Origin of the sequence: Gemmata sp., from assembly GCF_051859125.1 — a bacterium.
Taxonomy (GTDB): domain Bacteria; phylum Planctomycetota; class Planctomycetia; order Gemmatales; family Gemmataceae; genus Gemmata.
Genome location: NZ_JBHYGG010000188.1, coordinates 1 through 4,305 on the forward strand (window position 1 = coordinate 1; position 4,305 = coordinate 4,305).

2 protein-coding genes are annotated in these 4,305 nt (G+C 69.4%); both read left to right on the forward strand.

Annotated features, from left to right (window positions below; all coding sequences use genetic code 11):
* The first annotated feature begins 150 nt into the window (after nucleotides 1-150).
* Nucleotides 151-2,634, forward strand: a complete 2,484-nt coding sequence (locus ACTIGN_RS16460; RefSeq protein WP_439625734.1) for a PSD1 and planctomycete cytochrome C domain-containing protein — start codon at nucleotides 151-153, stop codon at nucleotides 2,632-2,634.
* Nucleotides 2,635-2,722: 88 nt separating this feature from the next.
* On the forward strand, nucleotides 2,723-4,177 hold the full coding sequence (locus ACTIGN_RS16465; RefSeq protein WP_439625736.1) for a DUF1501 domain-containing protein: 1,455 nt from the start codon (nucleotides 2,723-2,725) through the stop codon (nucleotides 4,175-4,177).
* The last annotated feature ends 128 nt before the right edge of the window (nucleotides 4,178-4,305 follow it).

A 4,305-nucleotide genomic window follows, 5' to 3' on the forward strand; every position in this document is an offset into this window, starting at 1 on the left:
AAAGCTACACCGAACTGAACACAGTTCCCACCAACTTTCGCGACGCATACCCCGCGCGAGGGGGTGCCGGGCTTCTTCCTTCCGCCCCGGCCCCCGCGTCGGATATACTTCCCCCGTCCCACCCGGCCCGCCGCGCCGAGACCCCCCGCTATGCTCCGCCTCCTCTCCGTGCTCTGTGCCCTCGCGCTGGCCGCCCCCGCAAACGCCGACGAGAAGCGCGTCGACTTCGCCCGCGACGTGCTCCCGATCCTCTCGGACAAGTGCTTCCAGTGTCACGGGCCGGACGAGAAGTCGCGGAAGGCCGACCTGCGGCTCGACGTGAAGGACGAGGCGCTCAAGCCGCCCGTGGTGGTTCCGGGGAAGGCGGCCGAGAGCGAACTCGTGAAGCGGCTCGCCCCCGAGGACCCGGCCGAGCTGATGCCGCCGCCGAAGTCGAACAAGAAGCTCTCGGCCGCCGAGATCGCGACGCTCAAGGCGTGGATCGACCAGGGGGCCGCGTGGGGCCAGCACTGGGCGTTCGTGAAGCCCGTGCGGCCGGCGGTGCCCGCGGTGCGCGACCCGCGGTACCCGGTCCAGAACCCGATCGACGCCTTCGTTTCGCAGCGGCTGCTGCGCGAGAAGGTGCTGCCGTCGCCGCAGGCCGACAAGGAGCGGTTGATTCGCCGCGTCACGCTCGACCTCACCGGCCTGCCGCCGACGCTCGATGAGGTGGACGCCTTCCTGAAGGACGAATCGCCGAAGGCTTACGAGGCGGTCGTCGAGCGGCTGCTGAGGTCGCCGCGGTACGGCGAGCGGATGGCGTGGGACTGGCTCGACGCGGCCCGGTACGCCGACAGCAACGGGTACCAGGGCGACGGCGAGCGGACCATGTGGCCGTGGCGCGACTGGGTGGTGCGGGCGTTCAACGACAACGTTCCGTACGACCGGTTCACGGTCGAGCAGATCGCCGGCGACCTGCTCCCGAACGCGACGAAGGAGCAGACCCTCGCGACCGCGTTCAACCGCAACCACATGATCAACGGCGAGGGCGGCCGGATCGCCGAGGAGAACCGCGTCGAGTACGTGTTCGACCAGGCCGAGACCGTGGGCACCGTGTGGCTCGGGCTCACGTTCACCTGCTCGCGGTGCCACGACCACAAGTTCGACCCGCTCTCGAAGCGCGACTACTTCCGTCTGTTCGCGTACTTCAACCAGTCGCCCGTGACCGGCGGCGGCGGCAACGGGCAGACCCCGCCGGTGCTCGACTTCGCTTCGCCCGAGCAGGAGCAGAAGCGGCGCGCGGCGCAGTCGGCGCTCGACGACCTCGTGCTGAAGGTCACGCCGGTCGAGCAGCGGCTCCGCGAGGCCGCGACGGTGAAGGGGAAGGACGGCAAGCCCGGGTCGACGCTCCCGCCGGTGATCGACTCGGCGCTCCGCAAGGGGCCGGGCGACCGCACCGACCAGAACTACGACGAACTCGCCAAGCACTTCAAGGACGCGGAGCCCGAGTACGTCAAGCTGCTCCCCGAGGTGCGGAAGGCGAAGCAGGCCCGCGACGCCGCTTCGCAGAGTGTGCCGAAGGTGATGGTGATGGCCGACCTCCCGCAGCCCCGCGAGACGTTCCAGTACACCCGCGGCGACTACCAGAAGCGGGAGGGGAAGGTGGTGCCCGGCACGCCGGCGGTGTTCGGGGCCGGGCCGTGGCTCCCGGCGGCGCGCGAGACCCGGCTCGACCTCGCGAAGTGGATCGTCTCGCCCGACAACCCGCTCACGGCCCGCGTCACGGTCAACCGCTTCTGGCAGACGTTCTTCGGCACCGGCCTCGTGAAGACGAGCGAGGACTTCGGCGTGCAGGGCGAGCGGCCCAGCCACCCGGAACTGCTCGACTGGCTCGCGGTCGAGTTCGTCGAGTCGAAGTGGGACGTGAAGCACCTCGTCCGGCTGATGGTGACCTCTGCCGCGTACCGCCAGTCCGCGGTGGTGACGCCCGAGCTTCGCGAGCGCGACCCCGAGAACCGGCTCCTCGCCCGCGGCCCGCGGCACCGGCTCCCGGCGTGGGCGATCCGCGACCAGGCGCTCGCCGCGAGCGGGCTCCTCACGCCGACCCTCGGCGGCCCGCCCGTGAAGCCGTACCAGCCGGCCGGCATCTGGGAGGAGGCGACGTTCGGCAACAAGCGCTACCAGCAGGACGCGGGGGCCGCGCTGTACCGCCGCAGCCTGTACGTGTTCTGGCGACGGATCGTCGGGCCGACGATGTTCTTCGACGCCGCGAGCCGGCAGACGTGCTCGGTGAAGAACACGACGACGAACACCCCGCTGCACGCGCTCGCGACGCTCAACGATCCCACCTACGTCGAGGCCGCACGGGCGCTGGCGCAACTCGCGATGGAGCAGGCCGGCGCCACCGACGCCGAGCGCGCCGCGTTCGCGTTCCGCCGAGCGACGTGCCGCAAGCCGACCGACGCGCAGGTGAAGATCCTCGCGGCCGCGGTCGAGAAGCAGCGCTCGATTTTCGCCGCCGACAAGCCCGCTGCGGTGAAGTTGCTCAGGACCGGCGAGTCGCCGCGGAACGAGAAGCTCGACCCGACCGACCACGCCGCCCTCACGGTCGTGTGCCTCACGCTGCTGAACCTCGACGAAGTGCTGAACAAGTGACTGGGCGAGCGGGGGGCGTGAGCCCCCCGAGTCTTCGTCTATCCTCACACCTCGGGGGGCTCACGCCCCCGCTCGCCCGGAGACCGCCATGCACCCCGCACACGAACGCGCCCTGCTGCTGTCCCGGCGGCACTTCTTCGGCCGCACGGCGACCGGCATCGGCACCGCGGCGCTGGCGTCGCTGATGGCCCGCGACGCGGGCGCCGCGCCGAAGCGCATCGGCGGGCTGCCGGCGCTGCCGCACTTCGCCCCGAAGGCCAAGCGGGTCATCTACCTGTTCCAGAACGGCGCGCCGACGCACGTCGACCTCTTCGACTACAAGCCGGAACTCACCAAGCGGAAGGGCGAACAGATCCCCGATTCCGTTGTGAAAGGTGCGAGGTTCAGCACGATGACCGGCGGTCAGGCGGTGCGGCCGTGCCTGCCGAACATCACCAACTTCACGCAGCACGGCAAGGGCGGGGCGTGGGTGTCCGACTTCCTGCCGCACACCGCGGGCATCGCCGACGAGTGCTGCTTCGTGAAGTCGCTGTACACGACGCAGGTGAACCACGCGCCGGCGATCTGCTTCTTCCTCACCGGGTCGGAGATGCCCGGCCGCCCGAGCCTCGGCGCGTGGCTCACCTACGGCCTCGGCACCGAGACCGAGGAACTCCCGGGGTTCGTCGCCATGACCTCGCGCGACAAGGAAGCGTCGTGCGGGCAGATCTTCTACGACTTCTACTGGGGCAGCGGGTTCCTGCCGACGAAGTTCCAGGGCGTGAAGTTCCGCGGCCAGGGCGACCCGGTCCTGTACCTGTCCAACCCCGACGGCCAGAGCCGCGAGAGCCGCCGCGCCGCGCTCGACGACCTCAACAAGCTGAACGACCTCACGCTCAAGGAGTTCGGCGACCCGGAGACCGCGACCCGGATGTCGCAGTACGAGATGGCGTACCGGATGCAGACGTCGGTGCCCGAACTCACCGACTTCAGCAAGGAGCCGCAGAAGGTGCTCGACATGTACGGGCCGGACGTGAAGCGGCAGGGGTCGTTCGCGTTCAACTGCCTCATGGCCCGGCGGCTCGTCGAGCGCGGCACCCGGTTCGTGCAACTGCTCCACGCCGGGTGGGACCAGCACCGCAACCTCAACACGCAGCTCAAAATCCAGTGCCAGGACACCGACGCGCCGTCGGCCGCACTCGTGAAAGACCTGAAGCGGCTCGGGCTGCTCGACGACACGCTGGTGATTTGGGGCGGCGAGTTCGGCCGCACGCCGTTCCTCCAGGGCGACATCAAGGACGTGAAGAGCTGGGGCCGCGACCACCACCCCTACGTGTTCACGGCGTGGATGGCGGGCGGGGGCATCAAGCCGGGCACGAGCTACGGCGAGAGCGACGACTTCGGCTTCGCCCCGGCGAAGGACCCGGTCCACGTCCACGACTTCCAAGCGACCATCTTGCACCTGCTCGGCATCAACCACGAGAAGCTGACGTTCCGGTTCCAGGGCCGCGACTTCCGCCTCACCGACGTCCACGGCCACGTCGTCAAGGGCATCGTGGCTTGAGTCCGGTAGGGTTTGAATCGTAACTTCGCCTAACGGGGGCACAACAATGTCCGAGGCGATGAAGCGGTTGGTGCTAGGCTCTGTCTGGTGAATCTGTAACCGGGGCAAGTTTCCGGAGATAGCGCTGT